This window comes from Oscillibacter valericigenes, from assembly GCF_021531435.1.
GTDB lineage: Bacteria > Bacillota > Clostridia > Oscillospirales > Oscillospiraceae > Oscillibacter > Oscillibacter valericigenes_B.
Genome location: NZ_JAFBIS010000059.1, coordinates 1 through 2,050 on the forward strand (window position 1 = coordinate 1; position 2,050 = coordinate 2,050).

The 2,050-nt window shown below is 49.6% G+C and carries 1 protein-coding gene and 1 pseudogene; both read left to right on the top strand.

The window, feature by feature from the left end:
- Positions 1–591 precede the first annotated feature (591 nt).
- Positions 592–1,872, top strand: a complete 1,281-nt coding sequence (gene ltrA, locus JQM68_RS13505; protein WP_235223542.1) for a group II intron reverse transcriptase/maturase — start codon at positions 592–594, stop codon at positions 1,870–1,872.
- Between the two features lie 77 nt (positions 1,873–1,949).
- Positions 1,950–2,050 (top strand): annotated as a pseudogene (locus JQM68_RS13510) (IS200/IS605 family transposase); the annotation flags it as partial.

Below are 2,050 nucleotides of genomic sequence, written 5' to 3' on the forward strand. Positions count from 1 at the left end.
GCCCGCCGCAAGCCCACTCCGTGAGGGGTGGGTAAGGCGGGCATTTTCATGGAAATGTTTCTTGAATTATTTTCAAAAATGTGATATAATTGAAACATGAGTGCGCCGGTGCGGTGCGTGTAGTATAGCTGGGTGAAACACCCGGCCCAGTAAAGCTAGGCAGGCAGCTGGTACTCAGCCTTGGAGCCGAAGCCGTGAGGTCAGGTTTAAGCGTAGGCAGAGGAGTGCGAGAGCCGCAATGCGAAAGCGTGAAGTGATTGAGCCCCGTTATTTATAAAGAGCGGAAGCCGATGTGTTTCATATCACAGCAGGCAGCAATGCGCAAACGTTACGCAAGAATGCGCAGGTTCCGCCGGGGTCTGAGAGCGTGGCGAGCGCACAAGGTACTGCACGTATACCCGGGAGACCTGATGTGTTCCAGAAATGGTATGCAACCTTAAGTTCTTAGCTGAGTGGAGGGAAGCAAATGACACATCAGGAGTCGGACTGACTCATAGTAGTGATGAAGCTTGTGAAAGCAGGTGGAACAAAGGGGTCAGCAAACAGTCGTTCCCAGAGTGGAAACATTGAGGACACAAGAGGTCAGTATCAATGGCACAAGAAGCAAAGGGAATAAGGTATCAGTCAGAACACTTTGCGACGGTGCAGGGGCTTATGCACAGCGTCAACGAGCAAAGCCTAATGGCGGAACATCGAAAACAGAGCGGAAAGAAAGCAACGGGAGTAGACGGCGTAAGTAAAGCGCAATATGACGAGAACGCTAAGGAGAATATACAGCGACTGGTGGAGCGGATGAAGAAATTCCAGTATAAACCGCTCCCGGTCAGACGGACGTATATCCCGAAAGCTAATGGCAAATTGCGGCCATTGGGTATACCTGCGTACGAAGACAGGCTAGTGCAGGGAGCCATGGCAAATGCACTGAACGAAGTCTATGAACCAAGATTTCTCGACTGTTCCTACGGATTCCGACCAGGACGGTCAGCGCACGATGTGGTGCGGTATATCAACCAAATGATTATGATACACAAGGTCAACTATGTGTTGGAGGCCGACATAAAAGGCTTCTTTGACAACGTAGACCATGAGTGGCTCATGAGATTTCTGGCGCATGATATACAGGATAAGAACTTCCTGCGCTACATCAAGCGGTTTCTGATTGCGGGAATCATGGAGGGAACGGATCTGAAGGACAGTGATCGGGGAACACCGCAGGGTGGATTGATTTCGCCGGTACTGGCCAATGTGTATCTGCACTATGTGCTTGACCTGTGGTTTGAGAAGGCAATAAAGCCGAAACTGCGGGGAGAGGCGTACTATGTGCGGTTTGCGGATGACTTCCTGGTTCTGTTCCAGTATGAGAACGAGGCGAGAGATGTACTTGAAGTGCTCAAGAGAAGGCTCGGCAAGTTTGCACTGGAGGTAGCGGAAGACAAGACGAGGATACTGCCAATAGGACGATTCAAGGGCACAAAGGACGAATTTGACTTCCTTGGATTCACGTTCTTTAACGCAAAGACCCGAGAGGGAAAGTATCGCCTTGGAATACGCACCAGCAAGAAGAAGCTAAAAGCAAAGCGGCAAGCGGCAAAGGCATGGTTGCGAACCAGAATGGTGCGGCCAATACCTGAAACGATGATGAAGGTGGCGGCGATTATTCGAGGTCATTGCAATTATTACGGGGTAAATGGGAATCTTCGATCCCTGCACAAGTTTCATGACTACATGAAGCAAATGACCCACAAAATGCTGAATCGCCGAAGCCAAAAAGGCTATGTGACATACGAGAAGTTCCAAAGAATATGGGACTACTATGTGGCATCGCCGAAACTGACAAAAGACATCTGGCGGTGGATACCAAAGACAGTTTGAAGAGCCGTATGCGGGAAAATCGCAAGTACGGTTCCGAGGAGGGGCGACGGCAGTAATGCCGGTCGTCTACTCAACAAAATGAGTATAAACGCACCAGTACAACAGTCTCAATGCTGAACTACCATTTTGTATTTTGCCCGCGCTATCGACGGAAGATATTTCTTATCGATGGTCTGGA

What these genes read in the sequence shown, in the direction of transcription:
- ltrA (WP_235223542.1), top strand. Translation starts at nt 592, where the DNA reads ATGGCACAAGAAGCAAAGGGAATAAGGTATCAGTCAGAACACTTTGCG.